The organism is Streptomyces endophytica (genome assembly GCF_026153355.1).
GTDB lineage: Bacteria > Actinomycetota > Actinomycetes > Streptomycetales > Streptomycetaceae > Streptomyces > Streptomyces endophytica.
Genome location: NZ_CP110636.1, coordinates 3,504,141 through 3,525,677, shown reverse-complemented (window position 1 = coordinate 3,525,677; position 21,537 = coordinate 3,504,141). Strand labels below are relative to the sequence as shown.

Annotated in this window: 14 protein-coding genes and 2 pseudogenes; 12 read left to right on the top strand and 4 right to left on the bottom strand. The window is 70.1% G+C overall.

What is annotated here, in order from left to right; genetic code table 11:
* Positions 1-294: 294 nt before the first annotated feature.
* The 3 genes from OJ254_RS15700 (at position 295) to OJ254_RS15690 (ending at position 3,654) form a co-directional block, all read left to right on the top strand.
* The gene (locus OJ254_RS15700; protein WP_265362826.1) at positions 295-2,268 is read left to right on the top strand and encodes an APC family permease; all 1,974 of its coding nucleotides are present in this window, start codon (positions 295-297) and stop codon (positions 2,266-2,268) included.
* A 59-nt stretch (positions 2,269-2,327) separates the two neighbouring features.
* On the top strand, positions 2,328-3,125 hold the full coding sequence (locus tag OJ254_RS15695) for a maleylpyruvate isomerase family mycothiol-dependent enzyme (RefSeq protein WP_265362825.1): 798 nt from the start codon (positions 2,328-2,330) through the stop codon (positions 3,123-3,125).
* Positions 3,126-3,348: 223 nt separating this feature from the next.
* Complete coding sequence (locus OJ254_RS15690; RefSeq protein ID WP_265362824.1) at positions 3,349-3,654, top strand: hypothetical protein; 306 nt, start codon at positions 3,349-3,351, stop codon at positions 3,652-3,654.
* 267 nt (positions 3,655-3,921) lie between these two features.
* Here OJ254_RS15690 and OJ254_RS15685 read toward each other — a convergent pair whose 3' ends face one another.
* A complete protein-coding gene (locus OJ254_RS15685) occupies positions 3,922-4,062 on the bottom strand; it encodes a hypothetical protein (protein WP_265362823.1) in 141 nt (46 codons plus the stop codon).
* A 15-nt stretch (positions 4,063-4,077) separates the two neighbouring features.
* Between OJ254_RS15685 and OJ254_RS15680 the strand changes: the two genes are divergently transcribed.
* Positions 4,078-4,347, top strand: coding sequence for a hypothetical protein (locus OJ254_RS15680; protein WP_265362822.1), 270 nt, complete (start codon positions 4,078-4,080; stop codon positions 4,345-4,347).
* Between the two features lie 161 nt (positions 4,348-4,508).
* Positions 4,509-6,314: a WXG100-like domain-containing protein gene (locus tag OJ254_RS15675; RefSeq protein WP_481005567.1), complete on the top strand. Its 1,806-nt coding sequence runs from the start codon at positions 4,509-4,511 to the stop codon at positions 6,312-6,314.
* Positions 6,315-7,380: 1,066 nt separating this feature from the next.
* On the opposite strand, the gene OJ254_RS15670 is transcribed toward OJ254_RS15675, so the two are convergent.
* Positions 7,381-7,824: a hypothetical protein gene (locus OJ254_RS15670; protein ID WP_265362820.1), complete on the bottom strand. Its 444-nt coding sequence runs from the start codon at positions 7,822-7,824 to the stop codon at positions 7,381-7,383.
* Positions 7,825-8,103: 279 nt separating this feature from the next.
* Between OJ254_RS15670 and OJ254_RS31630 the strand changes: the two are divergent.
* Positions 8,104-8,373: pseudogene (locus OJ254_RS31630) on the top strand (toxin glutamine deamidase domain-containing protein); the annotation flags it as partial.
* Positions 8,374-8,561: 188 nt separating this feature from the next.
* Here OJ254_RS31630 and OJ254_RS15660 read toward each other — a convergent pair.
* Positions 8,562-9,785 carry a hypothetical protein gene (locus OJ254_RS15660; RefSeq protein WP_265362818.1) on the bottom strand — a complete coding sequence of 408 codons (1,224 nt, stop codon included), beginning with the start codon at positions 9,783-9,785 and terminating at the stop codon, positions 8,562-8,564.
* A 276-nt stretch (positions 9,786-10,061) separates the two neighbouring features.
* Here OJ254_RS15660 and OJ254_RS15655 point away from each other — a divergent pair, with 276 nt between their 5' ends.
* The 3 genes from OJ254_RS15655 (at position 10,062) to OJ254_RS15645 (ending at position 16,523) form a co-directional block, all read left to right on the top strand.
* Positions 10,062-13,931, top strand: coding sequence for a toxin glutamine deamidase domain-containing protein (locus OJ254_RS15655; protein WP_265362817.1), 3,870 nt, complete (start codon positions 10,062-10,064; stop codon positions 13,929-13,931).
* 44 nt (positions 13,932-13,975) lie between these two features.
* Positions 13,976-16,153 carry an SUKH-4 family immunity protein gene (locus OJ254_RS15650; protein WP_265362816.1) on the top strand — a complete coding sequence of 726 codons (2,178 nt, stop codon included), beginning with the start codon at positions 13,976-13,978 and terminating at the stop codon, positions 16,151-16,153.
* Between the two features lie 64 nt (positions 16,154-16,217).
* A complete protein-coding gene (locus OJ254_RS15645; RefSeq protein WP_265362815.1) occupies positions 16,218-16,523 on the top strand; it encodes a hypothetical protein in 306 nt (101 codons plus the stop codon).
* Between the two features lie 761 nt (positions 16,524-17,284).
* Here OJ254_RS15645 and OJ254_RS15640 read toward each other — a convergent pair.
* On the bottom strand, positions 17,285-17,746 hold the full coding sequence (locus OJ254_RS15640) for a hypothetical protein (protein WP_265362814.1): 462 nt from the start codon (positions 17,744-17,746) through the stop codon (positions 17,285-17,287).
* Positions 17,747-18,133: 387 nt separating this feature from the next.
* Here OJ254_RS15640 and OJ254_RS15635 point away from each other — a divergent pair, with 387 nt between their 5' ends.
* The 3 genes and pseudogenes from OJ254_RS15635 (at position 18,134) to OJ254_RS15625 (ending at position 21,202) form a co-directional block, all read left to right on the top strand.
* Positions 18,134-19,393: an ABC transporter substrate-binding protein gene (locus OJ254_RS15635; RefSeq protein ID WP_265362813.1), complete on the top strand. Its 1,260-nt coding sequence runs from the start codon at positions 18,134-18,136 to the stop codon at positions 19,391-19,393.
* Positions 19,390-20,333 (top strand): annotated as a pseudogene (locus OJ254_RS15630) (carbohydrate ABC transporter permease). The gene OJ254_RS15635 and the pseudogene OJ254_RS15630 overlap by 4 nt, the downstream one beginning before the upstream one ends.
* Before the next feature lie 5 nt (positions 20,334-20,338).
* Positions 20,339-21,202, top strand: a complete 864-nt coding sequence (locus tag OJ254_RS15625) for a carbohydrate ABC transporter permease (protein WP_265362812.1) — start codon at positions 20,339-20,341, stop codon at positions 21,200-21,202.
* The last annotated feature ends 335 nt before the right edge of the window (positions 21,203-21,537 follow it).

The window sequence follows — 21,537 nt, the reverse complement described above, 5'->3', positions numbered from 1 at the left end:
TGACGAGGCGTTGACACGGGCGCCGGAAAGCGGCCATGCGGGGCGCGGGATCCGGCCGTGACGACGGGTGCCTGCCGTCGGGCAGCGGCGGCGGGGCGTCAAGGACCCGTGAAGAACGTCCTTTCGTGCGCCAAGGAGGCGCCAAGGCCGCTCGCCGGCCACCGCCGGGGCCCGCACGCTGGCCTGGTCCAGCCGGACACCCGGCACAGGCACAGGCACAGGCACAGGCACAGGCACAGCGCACCGCGGAGCGCACTGCGCCGCACCGCACCGCACACGGAGGTACGACGCACGATGTCGACGGTGTCCCAGCCCGATGGCCGCCCGGACACCGCCCGCGGTGCCGTCGCGCCCTCCGCCGCCCCCGACCCCGACCCCGACGCCCGCCACCGGCTCACCGCGCTCCAGGGCCTTTCCGCCCTCTCCCTCGACGCCATGGCCTCCGTCGCGTACGGGCCCGAGGCGGTCGTGCTGGTCCTGGCCGCGGCGGGCGGTCACGGGCTCGGCTTCACGCTTCCGGTCACGCTCGCCATCGCCGCCCTGCTGGCCGTCCTGGTCGCGTCGTACCGGCAGGTCATCGCCGCCTTCCCGAACGGCGGCGGTTCGTACGCGGTGGCCCGGACCCACCTCGGCCGCCGGGCCGCCCTGGTCGCCGCGGCCTCCCTCGTCCTCGACTACGTCCTCAACGTCGCGGTGTCCGTGACGGCCGGCGTGGCCGCGCTCACCTCGGCCTTCCCCGGCCTCTACGCCGACCGGCTGGGGATCTGCCTGGCCGTCCTGGTCCTGATCACCGGGGTGAACCTGCGCGGCATCGTCGACTCGGCCAAGGCGTTCCTCGTCCCCACCGCGGTCTTCATCGGTGCCGTCCTGGCGATGGTGGTGGCCGGCCTGCTCCGCGACGCGCCCGCCTCCACCGTCACCGCGGCCGGCCACGCCTCCGTCGTCGCCCACCACGCCACCGCCGTGGGCGCCCTGCTGCTGCTCAAGGCGTTCGCGGCCGGCTGCTCGGCGCTGACCGGCGTCGAGGCGGTGGCGAACGCGGTGCCGTCCTTCCGGGCCCCGGCCACCCGGCGGGCCCAGCGCACCGAGGTCGCGCTCGGTGCCCTGCTCGGCGTGATGCTGATCGGCCTGTCCCTGTTGATCGGCCGGTTCCACCTCCAGCCGGTCGAGGGCGTCACCGTCCTCGCCCAACTCGCGGACGCCTCGCTCGGCCACAACTGGGCTTTCTACGTCGTCCAGTTCGCCACCATGGTGCTCCTCGCCCTCGCCGCGAACACCTCCTTCGGCGGGCTGCCCGTCCTCATGGGCCTGCTCGCCCGGGACAACCACCTGCCGCACGTCTTCGGCCTGAAGGCGGACCGCCAGGTCCACCGGCACGGTGTGCTCGCCCTGGCGGCGGCCGCCGCGATCCTCCTCGCCCTCTCCGGCGGCGACGTCAACACCCTCGTCCCGCTCTTCGCCATCGGCGTCTTCGTGGGCTTCACCCTCTGCCAGGTCGGCATGGTCCGGCACTGGCGCCTGGAACGCTCCGCCGGCTGGCGCGGCAAGGCCCTGCTGAACGGGTGCGGGGCGCTGCTCACCGGCGTCTCGGCGCTGGTCGTGACCGCCACCAAGTTCACCGAGGGCGCCTGGCTCGTCGTCATCGCCCTGCCCGTACTGGTCCTCGCCTTCGAGGCGGTGCACCGCGCCTACGCCCGGATCGGCGACCGCCTGGGCCTCGGCCGGATCCCCGAACCCCCGCGCCGCGCGCACTCCCTCGTCATCGTTCCGGTCTCGCACCTGTCCCGGCTGACCTGCGAGGCGCTGAACGCGGCGGTGTCCCTGGGGAACGAGGTCGTGGCGGTCACCGTCACCCACGACACCCCCGAGGACCGCCCGGCCGCCGAGGCGCTGCGCCGCGACTGGGAGCTGTGGAGCCCCGGCGTCGAACTCCTCGAACTGCCCTCCGCGACCCGCTCCCTCGGCCGCCCCATCGCCGACTACGTCACCGGGCTCACCGCCCGCCGCCCCGGCACCCGCATCACCGTCCTCATCCCGGAGGCCGAGCCGGCCCGCCTGTGGCAGCGGCTGCTGCAGAACCAGCGCGGCGCGGTCGTCGCCCACGCGGTCCGCCGCGACACGGACGCGGTGATCTGCCGGCTGCGGTTCCGGCTGTCGACGGCTCCGGTTGCCGACGGCCCGGTGGCCGACAGCTCGGTTGCCGACAGCCCGGTGGCCGACGGCCCGGTTATCGACGGCCCGATTGCCGGTAATAACAGTTGTCGGTAATAACCCTGTTGGTGGCGTCATGGCCCGTTCTGGTCAGTGACGGCGCCTACGGTGACGTCATGCGTCCCGCCATGGATTACGACAGCCACTGCACCGAAATCGTCACCCAGTCCCTCCTGCTCGGCTCGGCCCTCAAGGAGGACACGGACCTCGGCCCCGCCGTACCGTCCTGTCCCGACTGGAACCTCGCCCAGTTGCTGCGCCACCTGGGCGAGGCCCACCGCTGGGTCGCGGAGGTCGTACGGACCCGGGCCACCGCACCCCCGCCCGACACCGCCCTGCGCGTCCTCTCCCGGGACACCACCGAGCCGCCCGCCACCCTCGCCGGCTGGCTCATCGACGGTGCCGAGCTGCTCGCCGCGACCCTCCGCACCGCCGGCCCGGAGGCCCGGATCTGGACTCCGCTGCCCTCCGGGAGCCCCCGTTTCTTCGCGCGCCGTATGTGCCACGAGACGGTCATCCACCGGGCCGACGCCACCCTCGCCCTGCACGCCGACTTCTCCGTCACCCGGCCGGTCGCCCTCGACGCCCTCGACGAGTGGATGGAACTCGGCTCGCTGCCCGAGATGTTCGACTTCCACCCCGACCGGCGCGCCCTCCTGGGCCCCGGCCGCACGCTCCACTTCCACGCCACGGACACCCCGCCGGAAGCCGCCGCCGACTGGCTCGTCGACCTCACCGGCGACACCCTGGCCTGGCGGCGCGCCAAGGAACCGGCCGCCGTCTCGGTCAGCGCCCCGCTGACCGACCTGCTGCTCCTCATCTACGGCCGCCACTCCTCCGACCAGGAAGCCTTCACCGTCACCGGCGATACGGACCTGCTGGAGTTCTGGCTGTCGCTGGTCAACTTCGAGTGAGCTGCCGCGCGACCAACGCCCCGGACGGCCAGCGGACGGTCCTGCTCTCGGGCGAACCATTCAAGCCTTCAGCGCGTGAGTTAAGTTGACCATCATCGACCGGATCAGCGCCGAGGGGACAGCAACATGACCGATTCCGACCAGCCGGGAAGCGACCAGCCGGGGCCGTCCCGACGGGTGGCAACTCGACGGTGGCGGCAGCCCGATGGGTGGCGGCAGCCCGATGGTTGCTGGCCCCTCGGCATCGGGGAACGACGGGTCCCTGCCGCCCACGCCTCCCCCACTGCCCCCGCAGGCGGCGGACGAGAGCCCCCGGCCCGTCCCGGCGAACGCGGACGAGGCGCTCGACATCGGCCGCCGGCACTTCCCCGAGGTCGGTTCGCCCGACGGCCCCATCAGCCTGCACGTCCACGAATTCGACCTCGGCTACCTCGTCCACGCCGGCTGGCCCGCCCCGAGGACCCCACCGCTCCGCCCGCGTCGCCCGGTGGCAGCAACGTCGTCATCAACAAGGAGAACGGCGATGTGACCTTCCTGCCCAACTTCCCCCCGGCGGAGATCGAGGAGCTCTACCGCCGGGTCTACCGCCCGTCTTCCGAGGCCTGAAAGCCCGGGCGGAGCCGGGTCGGCGGCACCTGTCGGCATGTCAGCGGCGACAGCTAAGCTTTACCTTGAACATCTCATTGGGTAACCGTTACGAACGCGGGGGCGTTGTGGCCGGAGCAGGCGGTTTTCAGACCGATGTGGAGTCCCTCAAGTCCGAGGGCACGAACTTCACCAAGCTCGGCGAGGACTTCTACCAGTCCGTGGCGCGGCTGATGAACGGCCTGAGCGCGCTGGGTGCGGGCCCGCCGGCCGACCCCTCGAAGGCGCCCAAGCCGGAGGAGAAGTCGTTCGGCCAGCAGTTCATCGGCGGACTGACGACGTTCGACAGCAAGGACGGCGCTCCGCCGTGGGGGACGACGACCTCGGCGAGAAGTTCGGCGTGGCCTACGAGGGCGTGCGTGACGGCATGTACGAGTCGATGGGCCACCTCTCCGCGAAGCTCCAGGAAATCGGCAAAGCGCTGACCGATATGTCCAAGAACCACGCGGAGAACGAGGACTTCAACGACGCGCTGATGAAGCAGCACGTCGACAACAAGCAGGCCTGGCAGGACCCGACGAAGCAGCAGCAGCCCGACGAGGTCGTCACCACCGCCTGGTACCCGGCCAAGAACTGAGCCGACCGGCCGGACCACAGGCCCGGCCGGACCGCACACCCTGCCGGGTCACACCTTTGTGTGACCCGGGTCCCGCCCTTCTGACGAGCGCGCCTCCCCGCGAGGCCCGCATCCGCACCACGCCGCTATGCGCAAATTTCACGGGGAGCTCCACCTTGTCCATGATGCTGCCGAACGCTCTTGAGTGGGTCCTCGAGATGCTCGGCTTCAACTGGCCCACCGCCGACGAGGACAAGCTGATCGAGTGCGCCAATGTCTGGCGTCAGTTCGCCGCGGACGTCGAGGGCCACCAGGCCACCGGCACGACCGCCGCGTCGAACGTGCTCAGCCAGAACGCCGGCGACTCCATCGAGGGCTTCAGCAAGGCGTGGGACAAGTTCGGTGGCGGTTCGGGCTACTTCAACGACGCCCGTGAGGCGGCGGAGGTCATCGCCTTCACCTTCGAGGCCGCCGCCGCACTCGTCATCGGCATGAAGATCGCCGTCATCGTCCAATTGGCGATATTGGCGGCCGAAATCATCGCCGCACAAGCCGCGGCACCCTTCACATTGGGCCTATCGGAAATCGGCGGCGCGGCGGCGACCCTGGCCACCCGCGAGATGGTCCGCAAGATCCTCAAGGAGGTCGCCAAGCAGCTGCTCGACGCGATCCTGGAGGCCGCCAAGGAGCCGGTGATCTCCGCCCTGGAGGCCATGGTCTCGGACATCATCGCCCAGACCGTCAACCAGAACTTCGGCGCGCAGAACGGCTACAACCTCGGCCGGACCCTCAAGGAGGGCCAGAGCGCCGCCACCGACGCGATCAAGAACACCGGCGAGACCCTCGGCGAGAGCCTCCGCGACGGCGCCGGCCACCGCGCCGGCCACCGCGCCCGCGGCGGCCTGGACCACGCCGCCGGACGCGGCGGGGACCATGGGGGCGGCGGCGAACACGGCGACGGCGGCAGCGATAGCGGCGGTGGCAGCGGTAGCGGCAGTGGTAGCCACTCCAGCGATTCCGGCAGCGGCTCGGGGTCGGGTTCCGGATCGGGCTCCGGGTCCGGGTCCGGGTCGGGTTCTGGCAGCGGCTCGTCGGGTAGTGGCTCCGGGTCGGGTTCCGGGTCGGGGTCCGGCTCGGGTGCCGGCGGTTCGCACGACAGCGGCTCCGGCGGCGCGGGCTCCGGCAGCAGCTCGGGCGGCAGCTCCTCCTCCCACGACTCGGGAGGCGGCAACGGCTCGGGCAACGGCGGCTCGGACGGCAACCGCCCCAGCGACGGCGGCGGCAGCCACACCCCCCGCCCCTCGGACACCACCCCGGCCTCGGACCACAACTCCGGTGACGCCGGGAACTCCGGCGGCACGGGCAACTCTGGTGACTCCGGTAACTCTGGTGACTCCGGTGGTACCGGCAACTCCAACCACTCCGGTAACTCCCCCACCTCCGACGGCTCCGACTCCTCCCCGAACGGCTCGCAGCCCCGGCACGACGTCCCCCGGCCCAGCCGCTGCCGCCCCCGGACCAGCGCTCCCCCTTCGACGAGGGCTACGCCGGCGGCAACGACAGCGCGTCCCATGACTCGTCCCCCTCCCACACCCCCGACGGCGGCCCGGACTCCTCCCGCCCCAACACCGACGGCCCCAGCACCCAGCCGACCCACGACAACACCCCGGACTCGGCCCGCCCCGACACGGACGGCGCCTCCACCCAGCCCACGCACGACAACACCCCGGACTCGGCCCGCCCCGACACGGACGGCACCAGCACTCACCCCACCCGGGACACCACCCCCGACTTCGCCCGCCCGGACAGCGAGGGCATCACCACCCAACCCGCGCACGACAACACTCCGGACGCGGCCCGTCCCGACCACGACGGCATCAGCACCCAGCCCGCCCGGGACACCACACCCGAGGCGATCCGCCCGGACGCGGACAACGTCGGCACCCAACCGACCCCGGCGGCACCCTCCCCGGCCACCGACGCGGTAGCCGGCAACCCGCCCTCGTACGGCGAACCCTCCCCGGGCTCCCACGAAGGTTCCGGCACCGCGAACGGCGACAACTCCGGCAGTGGCGCCGGCGGCCGCCCCTCCGTGCCGCACCTCAGCACCCCGCAGGGCGCCCCGGTCCAGCACGCGCCGTCCAGCCAGCCCATCCAGCAGCGCGACCCGGCCCCCGGCGACCCCATGCCGACCGTGGACGGCGGCGACGACACCACCGTCACCACCCAGTCCGCAGGCACCGCCACCCTCCCCCCGCCCACCCAGCACACCGCCGACTCCCCCAGCGCGGCCCCCACCAGCCCCACCCCCCAGGCCCAGCCCAACTCCCCCCAGGCGAACGGCCCGATGATGATGGGCGCGGTCCCGCATCAGGCCGGTGCCCCGACGGCCGGCACCCCGCCCCGCGCCGCCAGCACCCCCTCCAGCAACACCCCGCCCCGCACCAGCACTCCGTCCACCACCCCTACCACCCCCTCCCCCACCGGCGGAAACGCCTCCGCACGCCCCACCAACCGTCGCCCCGACGGTTCCCAGGCGATCCAGGACCACACCCAGTGGCCCGCCCCGGACCGCCCCGCCTACAACCCCCGCCTCGACGGCCCGCGCCGCGACCAGACGACGCCCCCGCCGCACGACAGCCGTCTGGACGGCCCCCGCCGGGACGCCCCCACCACGCCGCCCGGCGCCAACCGCCGCCCCGACGGCTCCCAGATCGTCCAGGACCACACCCAGCAGCCCACCCCCGAGCGCCCCCCGCACAACCCCCGCCTGGACGGCCCCCGCCGCGACGACCCCACCCGCCCCGAAACCCCGGGCGCCACCACCCCCCGCAACGACGCCCCCGCCCGGAGGGCACCCGTCCGGAAGGCCCCCGCCCCGACTCTGCACCGCGTCCCGACGCCACCCGCCCGGACAGCTCACGCCCGGACTCGGCACGTCCCGACTCGGCACGTCCGGACACCTCACGCCCGGACGCCACGCGCCCGGACTCGGCACGCCCAGAGACGTCGCGCCCCGACGCTTCACGTCCCGATGCGTCACGTCCCGATGCGTCACGCCCGCAAGACGGACAGCAGCAGCCTGCCCCCAACCGCTCGGACCGCCCCCGGCCCGACGCCCCCGCGCAGGTTCCGACCACCCCCGGCGCCCAGTCCCCCGCTGCTCCCACCCCGAACACCCCCCACCAGCAGCCGAACCCCCAGCAGCAGGCGCCCAACCAGCAGCCGAATCCCCAGCAGCAGGCGCCGCAGCAGCAGCCGAAGCCTCAACAGCAGCAGCCCCAGTCCCAGCAGCCGAACCAGCAACAGCAGCAGCAGCCCCACCAGCAAACCCCGCAAAACCAGCCGCAGCCGCAGACCCAGCAGCCGCAGCAACCCCACCCCCAACAGCAGCCGCAGCAACAACAGCCGGTCCCGCACCAGCAGCCGGTCCCGGTCCCCCACCAGCAGCAGTCCCCCCACCACCAGAACCAGGCGCAGCCCACCCCCCACCAGCAACCGCCCACGCCGCAGCAGCAACACCAGTCGCCGGTCCCCCAGCCGTCGAACCTCCGCAGCCACACCGACGTCCGGATCGGCCTCAACCACCAGCCCAGCGGCCTGTACTCGCCGTTCCCGCACGACCAGCAGGCACTCGAGACGAGCTTCCCGCGCAACCCGGACGGAACCCCGCGCGCGTTCAACGACCCGTTCCAGCCCTGGGCCCAGCTCCAGAACGACGGCGGCCCCAACGTTCTCGGCCGCTCCAACAACTGCGCCGACTGCACCCGCTCCTTCATGGAGTCCTGGTACGGCAACCCGCAGGTGTCCGGGGTCCGCACGTACGACCCGGACGGCAAGGGCGGCATCGACCGCGCTTCAGGCGAGCGCGAAGGCACCCGCAACATCGAGGAGTACACGGGCGCCAAGTTCCGCAACTCGGGCCCGAACTCCAAGGACGGCTACGACCGCATAGCCGACGAGCTCCGCCAGGCCGGCCCCGGCGCGGCCGCCGCCGTCCTCGTGACCTGGCCGAAGAACCCCGACGGTTCCGGCGGCGGCGCCCACGTCTTCAACGCCGTCAACCACGACGGCAAGGTCGTCTGGGTCGACAGCCAGACCGGCAAGGTCAGCCACCAGCCCATCAACACCAGCGCCGACGGCGTCTGGCACCTCGTCCTCGACGCCAACCGCCAGCCCTTCGACCCCGCCACCCACCAAAACCAAACCCCTCAGGCACAACACCAGCCCCAAACTCAGCAACCGCAGCCCCAGCAGCAGCCACAGCCGCAACAGCAGCAGCCCCAGCCGCAGCAGCAGAACCCCCAGCAACAGGCACAGCCCCAGCCCCAGACCCAGACCCAGACCCAGACCCAGCAGCCGCAGCCAAACCCCCAACAGCAGGCACCGCAACCGCAGCAGCAGCACCCCCAGCCGCAGCAGCAGCCCCAGCAGCAGCAAGCGCAGCAGCCCCAGCCCCAGACCCAGCCGCAGACCCAGCAGCCGCAGCCGAAGCCGCAGCCACAGCAGCAGCCGAACCCCCAGCAGCAGGCACAGCAGGCACCGCAACCGCAGCCCCAGCAGCAGCAAGCGCAGCAGCCCCAGACCCAGCCGCAGACCCAGCAGCCGCAGCCGAAGCCGCAGCCACAGCAGCAGCCGAACCCCAGCAGCAGGCACAGCAGGCACCGCAACCGCAGCCCCAGCAGCACCCCCAGCCGCAGCAGCAGCCCCAGCAGCAGCAAGCGCAGCAGCCCCAGCCACAAACCCAACAGCAGCAGCCGAACCCGTACGCGCAACAGCAGCAGCCACAGCCTGGGCCACACCAGCAACAACAACAGCCTCAGCAACAGCAACCCGGCCCGTACAACCAGCCCCACCAGCAACAGCCGGGCCCCCACACTCAGCAGCCGAACCCGTACGCGCAGCAGCCGTACACCCAGCAGCCGCAGCACCAGCAACAGCAACAGCAACAGCAGCCCGGGCCGTACCAACAGCACCCGTACGCCCAACAGCAGCCGCACCAGCAGCAGCAGCCGAATCCCTACGCCCAGCAGCCCCACCAGCAACAGCCCAACCCGTACGCACAGCCGCACCAGCAGCCCAACCCGTACGCCCAGCAGCACCCGCAGCAGTCGAACCCATACGCGCAGCCGCAACAGCACCAGCAGCAGCCCGGGCCATACCAGCAACCCCACCAGCAGCAGCACCAGCAGCCGAGCCCGTACACCCAGCAGCCGCAGCAGCAGCCGCACGCCCAGCACCAGCCCGGCCCGTACCAACAGCCCCACCAACAGCAACAGCCTGGGCCGTACCAACAGCAGCAGCCCAACCCGTACACCCAGCCGCACCAGCAGGCCCAGCCGCAGCAGCAGCCCCATCAGCAGAACCCGTACGCCCAGCAGCAGCCGGGCCCGTACACCCAGCAGTCCTACCAGCAGCCCCAGACCCACAACCCGTACCAGCAGCAGAACCCACAGCACCCGGCAGGCGCACCCGGCACCGCCGGCAGTTCGCCGTCCCCGGAGCGCGCGCCCCGCACCCCGGGATCGGACAACCCGCGCCCGAATCAGAACGAAAAGGCCCAGCCGAACCAGCAGGCGCGCCAGCAGCCGCGGTCGGATCGACCGGCACCGCAGGGCTCGCGTCCTGAGCAGAGTCGTCCTGCCCAGCCGGGAGTGCGAGACGGCCACTCCGGCGATCAGCCCCGTCACCAGGATCCGGCCTCGTCGAGCGAACGGCCCCGTGGCGACTTCGGTATGCCGCATGTGGACAACACATCGGATGCGGACAACGCCCCGGCTCCGGAGAACCACGAGCCGCATGGGGACGCTCACGATTCCCCGTCCCACCAGGACCAGCCGACCCCGGACGACAGCGCCCCCGAGCAGCAAACGCCGGACCAGCCCGACCAGTGGGACCAGTCCGAAGAGTTCGGGCCCGAGAGTCTCGATTCGATCCGCGACAGCCTGGACTATGAGCCTGGCGGTCTGCAGCGGCCCGACCCGAGCGACCAACAAGCGCTCGAGGATGCTCACCCGCGCAACCCCGACGGCACCCCCCAGCTCTTCGCCGACCCGTTCGAGCCCTGGAGCCAGCTCCAGAACGACGGTGGCCACGAACAGCCGGGCCGTTCCAACAACTGTGCCGACTGCTCCCGTTCGTTCCTGGAAAGCTGGTACGGCAACCCGCAGGTGTCCGCACCCCGCACCCTGGACACCGAACCCGACGGAACACCCGACAACTGGTCGCCGGAGGACGACTCCGTCGCGAACCTGGAGCGGTGGGCGGGCGGCCCGTTCGTCGATTACGGTGACGACGCCTCCCACGCCTACCAGAACATCGCCGCGGAGCTGGACCAGGCCGGACACGGTTCCGCTGCGGTGGTCGGTGTCTACTGGCCGGAAGGCGGCGGTCACGCCTTCAATGCCGTCAACCACAACGGCAAGGTCATCTGGGTGGACAGCCAGACCGGCGAGGTCAGCGACGCCCCCATCCACCTGGAAGCCGGTTACGTCGTAGCAATCCCCCTCGACGCCGACGGCAACCCGATCCACCCGTGGGAATCGGACTCCGAGTCCGACGCCCCCGAACAGTCCGCCGACGCACCCGAGCAGTCCGCCGACGGTTCCGAACAGTCCGCCGATGACCCCGAACAGTCCGGGGACACCTCCGAACAGTCCGGGGACACCCCCGACAACGGCGACGTCAACGACAGCAACGACAGCAACGACAGCACCAGCGATAACGACCACCCGGAATCGGACGACGCACCGACTTCCGCAGAACCGGCTGACCTGCCGGGCCCGGCCGAGGCGTCGAACCCGACCGACGCGTCGAGCCCGACCGAGACACCTGACGACCAGGACGGCACGCACCAACAGCCGACTTCCGAGCCCAAGGCCGAGGGCGAGCCCAAGACCGAGGGCGAGCCTCCGGCCGACACAACGGACCCTGCGGACACCGACGCCACCCCGGCCAAGGACACGACGTCCGACACGGCTCCCGAGCCCCACCCGACCGCCGACGCCGACTCCAACATCGACGCGGACTCGGACTCGGACCCGGACACGGACTCGGACTCGCACGCGGACGCGGACGCGCACCCGGATGCCGAGCAGGAATCGAGCAACCCTGCCGAGGACTCGGATCAGGACTCCGGTGATGCGCACAAGGACACCGACTCGAATGCGGAAGGGGACTCGTCCACCGACCACGACTCCGGCGAGTTCGCGGGGCCCCGGCAGGACGCGGAGCACCATGAGCCCACTTTCCCTGCCGAGGACACCCGGCCGTACGACCGGGATCCGGGTGGCCTGGTGCCTCCGAACCCGGATGACCAGCAGGCATTGGAGCACAGCGTCCCGCGCAACGAGGACGGCTCTCCGCAGCGCCACCCGGACCCCAACGAGGGCACCTGGGTAAACGACGTCAACGGTCAGGACCACGGCCAGCCGGGTCGCACCAACAACTGCCCCGACGCGGCCCTCTCCTTCGCCGACACCTACTCCGGGCACCCCACCGTCGCGGCGGCCCGTACTCCGGACCACAACCCCGACGGCACCCCGTCCGACCGTGGTGAGAGCGGCGGCCGCGACCGCATGGAGAGCACGCTCGGCGCCCGGTTCACCGATCACGGTGACGGCCCCGACGCGTTCCGTCGCCTAGAGACGACCCTCCTCGACAACGGTCACGGATCCCAGGCCGTCGTCATCACCCAGGACGCCAACGGCCGCGCCCACGCGTGGAACGTCGTCAACCACAACGGCAAGATCACCTACGTCGACCCGCAGACCGGTCGGCGCAGCGACAAGCCCCTGCACAGCGGGGACCACGGCGTCTTCGCCATCCCGCTCGACCCCAACCGCCGTCCCATACCCGCCGGCCGTCCCACCAACGACGGCCCCGGGTCCCCGAACGCACGGCCCAACAGGGACAACGGCTCCCCGGCCAACCAGGGCACCGCCTCCCCCACCGACCGCAGCACTCCCTCGCCGGCCCATCGGCCCGGCGTGTCCGGCACGCCCCACCACGATGCCCCGGCCGGAGAACCCCGCCGTGCCCCGGCGGAACCCGCTGGCACACAGCACACGCCCGATGACGACCGGGCCGATGCCACCCGCGAGGAGCGGAACAAGAATCTTCCCGACCCGGAGTCGACGGACCAGGTTCACAACGACATTCCGGCGGACGCCTCGCAGGCGTCTCTCCGGGATCACGAACAACCGAAGGGCCACAAGGTCTATCGGATCGATGACCTGGAGCCCGTCTATGCCCACCTCAGGAACTGGTGTGAGGTACCCAAGGACTCCGAGGGCAACGACCTCAGGGACAAGGACGGCCACCGGGTCGAGCCGCCCCTCGCCCAGCTGCTGAGGCTGGCCGCGCAGCGCCGTCTCGCTGCCGAGCAGGTCACTCAGCCGGTCAATGCGACGAGGAAGGCCCTCGACGACGCCCGACAGCGGCTGAATGCGGCAGAAAAGAGCCGCAAGGATGCCAAGGACAACGTCACTCAGGCTCACCACAAGGCCGTCAAGGATGCCCAGGATGCGGTCAGCAAGGCTGCTGCGGCCCACGACAAGGCCTTCGCAGAGCTCAAACAAAAGAATGTCCCGCCGGCCGCCCTCACGGAAAAGGAGCTCCGGGACCTCCTCGGCAAGAACTTCGCCGAAATGGATGACGGGCAGCGTCACGTGGTCGTCGCCACCATTGCGCGAATGAGCCTCTCTTTCCATGCGAACAACGCCGTCGGCAGCGGCCCCGAGCGCATGCCTGGAAACGACAGTCCGTACCAGGGGTCCAAGAAGGCCAGCGGCGATCCCGATCCGGCGGAGACCCATCACGATTCAGTGGGAGCCCGACGACGCACGGAGGCAAAGCCCAAGTTCCCGCGCGAGTTCCGGCGCCAGGGGACCGACTCGGACAAGGCCTTCAAGAATCTGCAGGCGGAGCATCGGGCGAGCGGGAATCCGCACAAGATCGATGCGGTCCTCGCCGCGTCGTTCCCCAACACCCCCGACTTCACGGACAAGAACTTCGCCGTCATCGAAGTGGTCGACAAGGACGGGAACAGCACCTACGTCATCGATTCGTCGGTACCGGCGATGACCGACGGTGTGACACCGCGGCATTCCGAACGACATCTCCTGGACTGGATGGGAGCGATCAACGGGGCCGACGGCGTCAAGGCCCCCTACAACATCGCCGGCCTCTACACGGAGCGAGAGCCCTGTGGTCTGCGCGCGGGCAACACCGGACACGCCGACTGCTCGCAGACGATCCGGGACGCCGACGCCATGACCGGAGTTCCCGTTTACTACAGCACCACATATCGAGACGATTCCCCTCGGGAACGCCAGAGGCTCTTGGCCGAACGTGACGAACTGCTCGCCGACATGGGAGATCTGACTCCCGCGCAGCAGCAGAAGGAACTGCAGAAGGAAGGGCTGACCGACAAGCAGATAGAAAAGCAGGTCGAGAAGATCCGGCTGGAGAACAAGAAAGTCAACGACGCCGAAATTCACGGCCACCTGGAGGTCGTGGGAGAGCTGTGGTCCAAGGTTCAAGCTCAGATGGTTAAGCTGGAGCGAGAGCGCAATCAGGCCCAGCAGTCAGAGGATTCGGTGTGACAGAGCGCAATCAGGTGCCGCCAGGAGTATCAGGCCAGGAAATCGTGGCACTGGTCTCCGCCTGGCGGCAGAACTGGCGCCCAGGGGACAAATGGGCCCATCTCGTCGCCACCTCCGGAACTGCCGCTGTGGCCGTCCTGGAGGACATCCACCGGCAGACCGAAGGCAGCGTCCTGGTGGACGCCGCCGGCCGTACCACCGAGGAGGTCTTCTCCGAGGTGCTGCGGCTGCTCGGTGTCGACCTCTCACCGGGCAAGCGGTCTCGATGGCGTACGGCACTCCGGCGGCAGAACGCGGGTCGACTCGTCCTCATCGCGAATGCTCACCAGGCGGGCAGTACCCGGGGGTCGTCGGAACCGGATCAACTGCTGTCCCAAGCCGCCAGGAGCCTGAGCAGATTCCAGTTGGTGGTGGTCCTCCACCACACCCCGGACAGGCTGCCGCGCAGACCCAAGACGGTCTTCCACCTGCAGGGACCCGAGCACGGACACGGCGCCGACGAGGCGGACCGGCCGGCGCCCCTCCGGGCGCTGGCATTGGCGCGCCCTCGCGTCGTGCCGATGTGCGTGTGGGCCGAACTCACCGCGGCGCTGGGCCCGGAGCCGGCCACCGAGCCGGTTCTCCGGGGCCTGTTGGAGGAATTCTCCGACCACCTGGTGTCCGGAGAGCACGGGGTGGCATTCGTTGACGAGGACCTGGCGGAGGCGTTGCGCCGGGATGCGTCGGACGAAGAAGTCGGACGGGTCGACCGGCACATGGCCGCATGGCTGCTGCGGAAGTCCCCCGAATTCCGTCACGCCGAGGGGTGGGCGAAGTCCGGTCCGGAGGGGCGATATGCCGCCATGGGGCTCGCCATGCACGCCGCACAGGCCCAGGTCGCCGCTGCTGGATCATTCGGTGAGGAACAGCAGGGGCCTTTCGCGGAACTCCTGCGGGACGGCGGCACGGTGGCCAACATTCCGCAGACGACATTGTTGGACGCCGCTCGCTGCGCATTCCTCGACGACCTTCCCGGGAATTCCGCGGCCGGCGCCGCGCTCTATCTCTGGTCCTACGGTGTGATCCCTGCGCACCAGCAGGAGTGGGCTGCCTGGCTGCATCTGATGGCCACTGCCCGTGGCGATCACGCCTTCGCCGCCGCGGTTGCCGCATCCGGTGTGCGCCTGCCCTGGAAGGCGAAGTGGACGCACTGGCGCCCGCCGGGCGGCTGCCACTGGCGCTATCTCGAACCAGGTCGTATCGACGGACTGACCGAAGTGCGGTGGCAGGGCCGCGCCGCCGTCGCCAGCCTCTACACCGAGTCGGCGCGCGCGGACATCTGGGACGCGGATACCGGTGAACACCTCGCCGGTCCCTGGAACGACGAGATCCCAGAAGAGCATCATGGCGATCTGTCCTGGCGATCCGCATCAGGGAATGATCTTCCCGGCCCGGAATCCGTCGAAGACCTTGAGGAGGCGATGTCCGAAGAAGAAAGCGTTCATGACCTCCTTCTGGACAGCCCCGCCCTGTTCATCGGGAATCAGGTGATCCTCGGAGGTTCAGGCGGTCTCTTCGCCATCGAACCCACACGGCCCGAACCCGAGCGAGGCTCCTTCTCCCTTCCGAATTACGCCAACCAGGAGCCCTTCACGGGAAGCTACGACCTCGCCTCCGCGGTCACTCCCGTCGACGCCCCTCCGCCTAGTCCCGCGGACCTGGCCGAGATCTACGGCGCGCACCACATCCACTCCTTCCCGGAACACACGCTGCCCGAAGGGCTGACGGACGAATCGACGCGCCGCACGCTCATCGAATTCGGGCTGCCCGCGATGAGCGATGAAAACGGCATGGGTATCTACCCGTTCGGCGATCACCGGATGACCGTCTTCGACGAGATCCCCTGGCCCTCGGACATCACCCCCGCAGCGGAATCCGGACCGTTCTTCCAGATCGGCTTCTGGATGGGCGGCAAACTCGTCATCGACGGACCCACCGGCCACGTACTGCGCATCCCCTCCGAACCGGACGAGGACCACCTCGCGGCCCTGCCCGCGGCACAGAGCCTGGAGAACTTCCTCACCATGGTGGCGCTGTGGATCACCGGCCACCTCACCAAGGAACTGATCGACGGCGACGACGAGGCATACCTCGTGCCGCACCACGTCCTCACCGCCCACCGGCACATCGACCCGACCGGAGCCGAAGCCCCCGCCTGGGCGTACGCCTTCCACAACCCCTGACAGGCGCCGACGCGTCAGCACGCTCCATCAGCCCTGAGCTCGACCCAACGAGGAGAAAGACCCCATGCCGGAGACCGATCCGCCGCCGGAGTCAGCGCCCCGGATTCCTGCGACCCCCGAGGAAGCGCTGGAAATCGCCAGCGCACGCTTCAAGCCCCGCTGCCACGACGGCACCCCGGCCGCCCTCCACGTCGAGGAATTCGACATCGGCTACCTCATCTACGCCACCTTCCCGCCCACCGAGCCACGCTCCTTCGGCGGCAGCCACGCCGTGGTCTCCAAGACCGATGGCGCACTGACCTTCGTCCCCAACTTCCCCCCGAAATCAGCGATCGCCCTCTACCGCAAGCGCCACCACCCCAACCCGTGACCCATGGCCCTTGACCCTCGGGTTGGACGGTGAATGACGAGCTCCCTTCCGGGAACGGCCCGGGCCCGGGCGATTGTCAGTGGGGGCCGTCAGAATTGACGTATGACGACTGACAGTGACGGTGTGCAGCGCCAGGGCTACGACGTGGAGAGCATCCTCGCCGATGAGGATCAGGTCGCGGCCTGGGCGCGGGCGAATATGGCGGCGCTGGTGGCCGAGCTCGTGGAGCGCGGGTGTGAGGAGCCTGGGCGGGGCTCGAGGACGGGGAGGCGGATGACGAGTGGCCTGGCTGCCTCCAGTTCTCCTTCGAGTGCCCGCCGGGCTATGAGGGGACGTGGTCATGCCTGGGGTGCCTCTCGCGGTGGTGAAAACCGCCGCGGAGGACGGGAGTTGGCCGGTGGTGCACAACGGGGTGTCGTATGCCTGGGATGAGCTCGTGGAGAATCTCTCGGCGTTTGATGCGGCGCGGCGCACCATCTGGGCGAACCGGGACCGGCTGGTGGCCGAGCTCGTGAGGCGGGGGCTTGCGCTGCGGGACGAGACGTCGACAGCGATCCGGACGCGAGCGGGGACTCCAGGGTGACCCACCACCTCGCGCTGGAGGGAAGACGCTCAGGGTTTCGATACCGGATGTCGCGGTGGGGCCGGGGCTCCCTCAGGAGATGTATGTGGGGGCTATCCGTATGCCTGGGAGGCGGCGGTGGAAGCGGTCGTGGCGGCGCTGACGACTGCTCATACGAGTTAGAGCGGCGGCTCGGGGTTCAGGTCCAGCCGGTGGCCGTCAGGACGTCGCGCGCGATGTCCGGGACGGTGCGGTCGTCGGTGGTGACCCGGAGGGTGTCGGGGTGGGCACGCTCGTCGAGGAGGCGGGCCTTGCGGGCGCTGCTGCGGCGTTCGTGGTCCAGTTCGGAGCCCAGTTCGCGGGCGGTGAGCCGTTCGTCCGTGGTGGCGTCGCTGGCGGTGAGCAGGACGCGGGTGAGGCGGGTGTCCGCGCCGAGGGCGCGGAGGAACATGGCCTCGGAATGGGGGAGGACGCTCACGGTGTTGGTGTAGATCAGGCGCCGGTAGCCGAGGTCGGCGTAGTTGGCCCAGAGGGCGGTGAGGTTGCGTTCGGTGATACGGGAGCGGTCCGAGTCGCCGGGTGGGGCGGGGTGCACCTGGCCCATGAAGTCGCCCTCGATGATGACGTGCGGGACGGCCGCGGCACGAAGGAGGACGGACACTTCCCAGCCGACGGTGGTCTTGCCGACGCCGGCCCGCCCCCCGATGAGGAGTACTTCCGCGGGAACGCAGCGGGTTCGGGACCGGGTTCGGGACCGGGTTCGGGGCGGAGGGCTGTGGCGGCGTTCATGAGGGAAGGGTGGCAGGGGCGGCGGGCGTAAGCGACCGGTTTCCTGCGGGCGGCGGCGTGCGGAGGCGATCGCTTTGCGTTCAGGGTCGCGGGCCCGGCCACCTGACGGTTCGTAGAGAACCAACGGGAAGCAACGGGAAGCAACGAGAAGCACTGCGCGTGTCACGGGCGTGCGGCAGAGTGGACGGTCGCACGGTGCGGTGATCGACGATCACCGGTGGCAGGGCAGCGGTGGTGACGACGGCAGGGGTAGCGAGTCATGGCGGGGATCGAGCGGCGGAGACTGCTGGCGGCCGGGGGCGGAGTCGCGTTGGCGGCCGGACTGGCCAGCGCGTGCGGTGCCAACACCGGCCGCGGGGGCGGCGGTTCCGGTTCCGGCATCAGCCAGTGGTACCACCAGTACGGGGAGCCGGGGACCGCGCAGGCCGTGAAGCGGTATGCGGCGGCGTACAAGAAGGCTCACGTCAGTGTGCAGTGGCGGCCGGGCGATTACGACCGGCAGACGGCGGCCGCGCTGCTCACCGACTCGGGGCCGGATGTATTCGAGGTCAACGGGCCGCTGCTGGACCAGATCCAGGGCGGGCAGGTCGTCGATCTGACGGCCGAGGTCGAGCCGGTGAAGGACGACTTCAACCAGGCGGTGCTGGCACCGAAGATCTGGCAGGGAAAGGTCTGGGGCATTCCGCAGGTCATCGACATGCAGATGCTCTATTACCGGAAGAGCGCGTTGAAGGACGCGGGAGTCGAACCCCCGTCCTCGGTCGATGAGTTGGTGGACGCGGCCAAGAAGCTCACGACGAAGAAGTCCAAGGGGCTCTTTCTGGGCAATGACGGTGGGGTGGGAGTGCTGAGTGGCACGCCGCTCTTCGCCGCCGGGTTGAGTCTGATCGATGAGGACGGGAAGGTCGGGTTCGATGATCCGGCCGCGGCGCGGGTGCTGGGAAAGATCCGGCAGTTGTACGCCGACAAGTCGCTCCTGCTGGGGGCTCCTACGGACTGGTCGGACCCGGCCGCGTTCCTTCAGGGGCTGACCGCCATGCAGTGGTCGGGATTGTGGGCGCTGCCGCAGATCAAGAAGGCGTTGGGGGACGACTTCGGGGTGCTGCCCTTCCCGAAGGAAGGCTCCGGCGGGAAGCCGGCCGTTCCGGTGGGTGCTTATGGGTCCGCGGTCAGTGCGCGCAGCAAGCGGAAGGCCGAGGCGAAGGCCTTCGCCAAATGGCTGTGGGTGGACCGGACGGACTTCCAGCAGGATTTCGCGTTGTCGTACGGGTTCCACATCCCGGCGCGGATCTCGCTGGCGAAGAAGGCCAAGCAGTTGCAGGAGGGGGCGGCCGCGGACGCGGTGCGGTTCGCGACGGAGCACGGCCATGCGGAACCGCTGTTGTGGACCACGGCGGACCGTACCGCCTATCAGGATGCGCTGAGCCGGATCATCAAGGACGGCGCCAACCCGGAGACCGAGTTGAAGGGCGTGGTGCGGAAGGTCAACGCCGAGCTCCAGCGGGTCAAGAGGACGTGAGGGGCCGGACGGTGGGCGCAGACCGCATTCTCGGCCCGCAGCGGCGGAATCTGTGGTTCTGGGTGTTCGTCGGGCCGTTCGTCGTCGGGCTCGGGTTGTTCACGTACGTGCCGTTGGCGTGGAGCGTCTATCTCAGCTTCTTCGATGCGCACAACACGGTGAGCCCCAGCGGTGCGGATTTCGTCGGGCTGGGCAATTACGGCGCGATGCTGGGGACGATGCGTTCCTGAGCAGCCTGGGGACCTTCCTCGTCTTCACCGCGTTCATCGTGCCGGCGACCTATGCGCTGTCGCTGGGGCTGGCGCTGATGGTCAACCGGCTGCGGATCGCCCAGGCGTTCTTCCGGTCGGTGTTCTTCCTGCCGACGGCGTGCTCGTACGTCGTCGCGGCGGTGATCTGGAAGCTGTCGATTTTCAACGGGGTGCGGTTCGGGCTGGCGAATACGGTGCTGGGGTGGCTCGGTGGGGGCGGCGACATCGCCTGGCTGTCGACGACGGATCCGCCCTGGTACTGGCTGGTCATCGTGACCGTACGGCTGTGGCTGCAGGCCGGGTTCTACATGATTCTGTTCCTGGCCGGACTGCAGCGGATTTCCCCGCAGTTGTACGAGGCGGCGGCGGTGGACGGGGCGCGGCCCGGCTGGCAGACGTTCCGGCACATCACCTTTCCGCAATTGCGGGCCACGTCCGTGGCCGTGGTGCTGCTGTTGGTGATCAATGCGTTCCAGGCGTTCGACGAGTTCTACAACCTGCTGAGCGATGCCCGTGGCTATCCGCCGTACGCCCGGCCGCCGCTGGTCTATCTCTATTACACGGCGCTGGGCCAGGACCAGAATCTCGGGCTGGGCAGTGCCGGCGCGGTGATCCTGGCCCTGATCATCGCGGTAGCGACGGTGCTGCAGGCCCGCTGGTTCGGCCTCGGCCGCACGAGGGAGGACTGAGCGGGATGCGGAACCCGAAGCGAGACCCACAGACGCGGGATGCCCTGACGAAGGCCGGGCGGGCCCTGCGCGGGGTGCTGCTGGTCGCGCTGGCGCTGCTGTTCCTGGTCCCGTTCTACCTCCTGGTGCGGAACGGGCTGGCGAGCGAGCAGGACATCACCTCGCCCGACTGGACGTTCTTCCCGCACGACCTCCAGTGGTCGAACCTGACCGAGGTCTTCCGCGACCCGAACCTGCCGCTGGGGCGGGCCCTGCTGAACTCCACGCTGATCGCGGTGTCGACGACGGTCGGTACGGTCGTCCTGGCCTCGCTCGCGGGCTACGGGCTGGCGCGGATTCCGTACCGGTACGCCAATGCCGTCTTCTACGCGATCCTCGGGACGCTGATGGTGCCGGCGGCCGTGACGTTCGTGCCGAGCTTCGTGCTGGTGTCGACCCTGGGATGGATCTCGACCCTGCGCGGGCTGATCATCCCGACGCTGTTCAGCGCCTTCGCCTGCTTCGTCTTCCGCCAGTACTTCCTGGGCTTCCCCCGGGAGCTGGAGGATGCCGCGCGGGTCGACGGTCTCGGCTACTGGCGGACGTACTGGCGCATCGTCGTCCCCAACGCCCGGCCGGTGTTCGCCGCGGTCGGCACCATCGTCTTCATCGGCGCCTGGAACGCGTTCCTGTGGCCGCTGGTGATCGGGCAGGACCAGGAGGCGTGGACGGTGCAGGTCGCGCTCTCCACGTTCACCACCGCGCAGAACCTCAATCTGCACGAGCTGTTCGTGGCGGCGGCGGTGTCGATCGTGCCGCTGGTGGTCGTCTTCCTGCTGCTCCAGCGGTACATCGTCGCGGGGGTGGAGCGCAGCGGGATCGATGACTGAGGGCGGCATGGGTCGCCGGCGTATGGGGTACGGTGCGTGGCATGAGCACGCACCCGAAGCCACGTGAGGCGGCGCCGCGCGACCGCGGCCCCCACGGTGAGTGTGCGCCCCGCGGCCTGAGCTTCCTGCGCCGCCGCGGTCGGGTGGGGTCTCCCCCCGCGTGTTGTTTCCGTACGGCCTGAACGGCTTGAGCCGCTTCCGTACGACCTGAGTCGCTTCCCTGCGACCTGAGTCGCTTCCGTACGACCTGAACGCCTTCTCCCTTCGGGCTCGCGCCCACCGCCCCGCCCGCGACCGGCACCCTCCCCTTCCTCCGGCCGTGCCGTCTCCCTTCC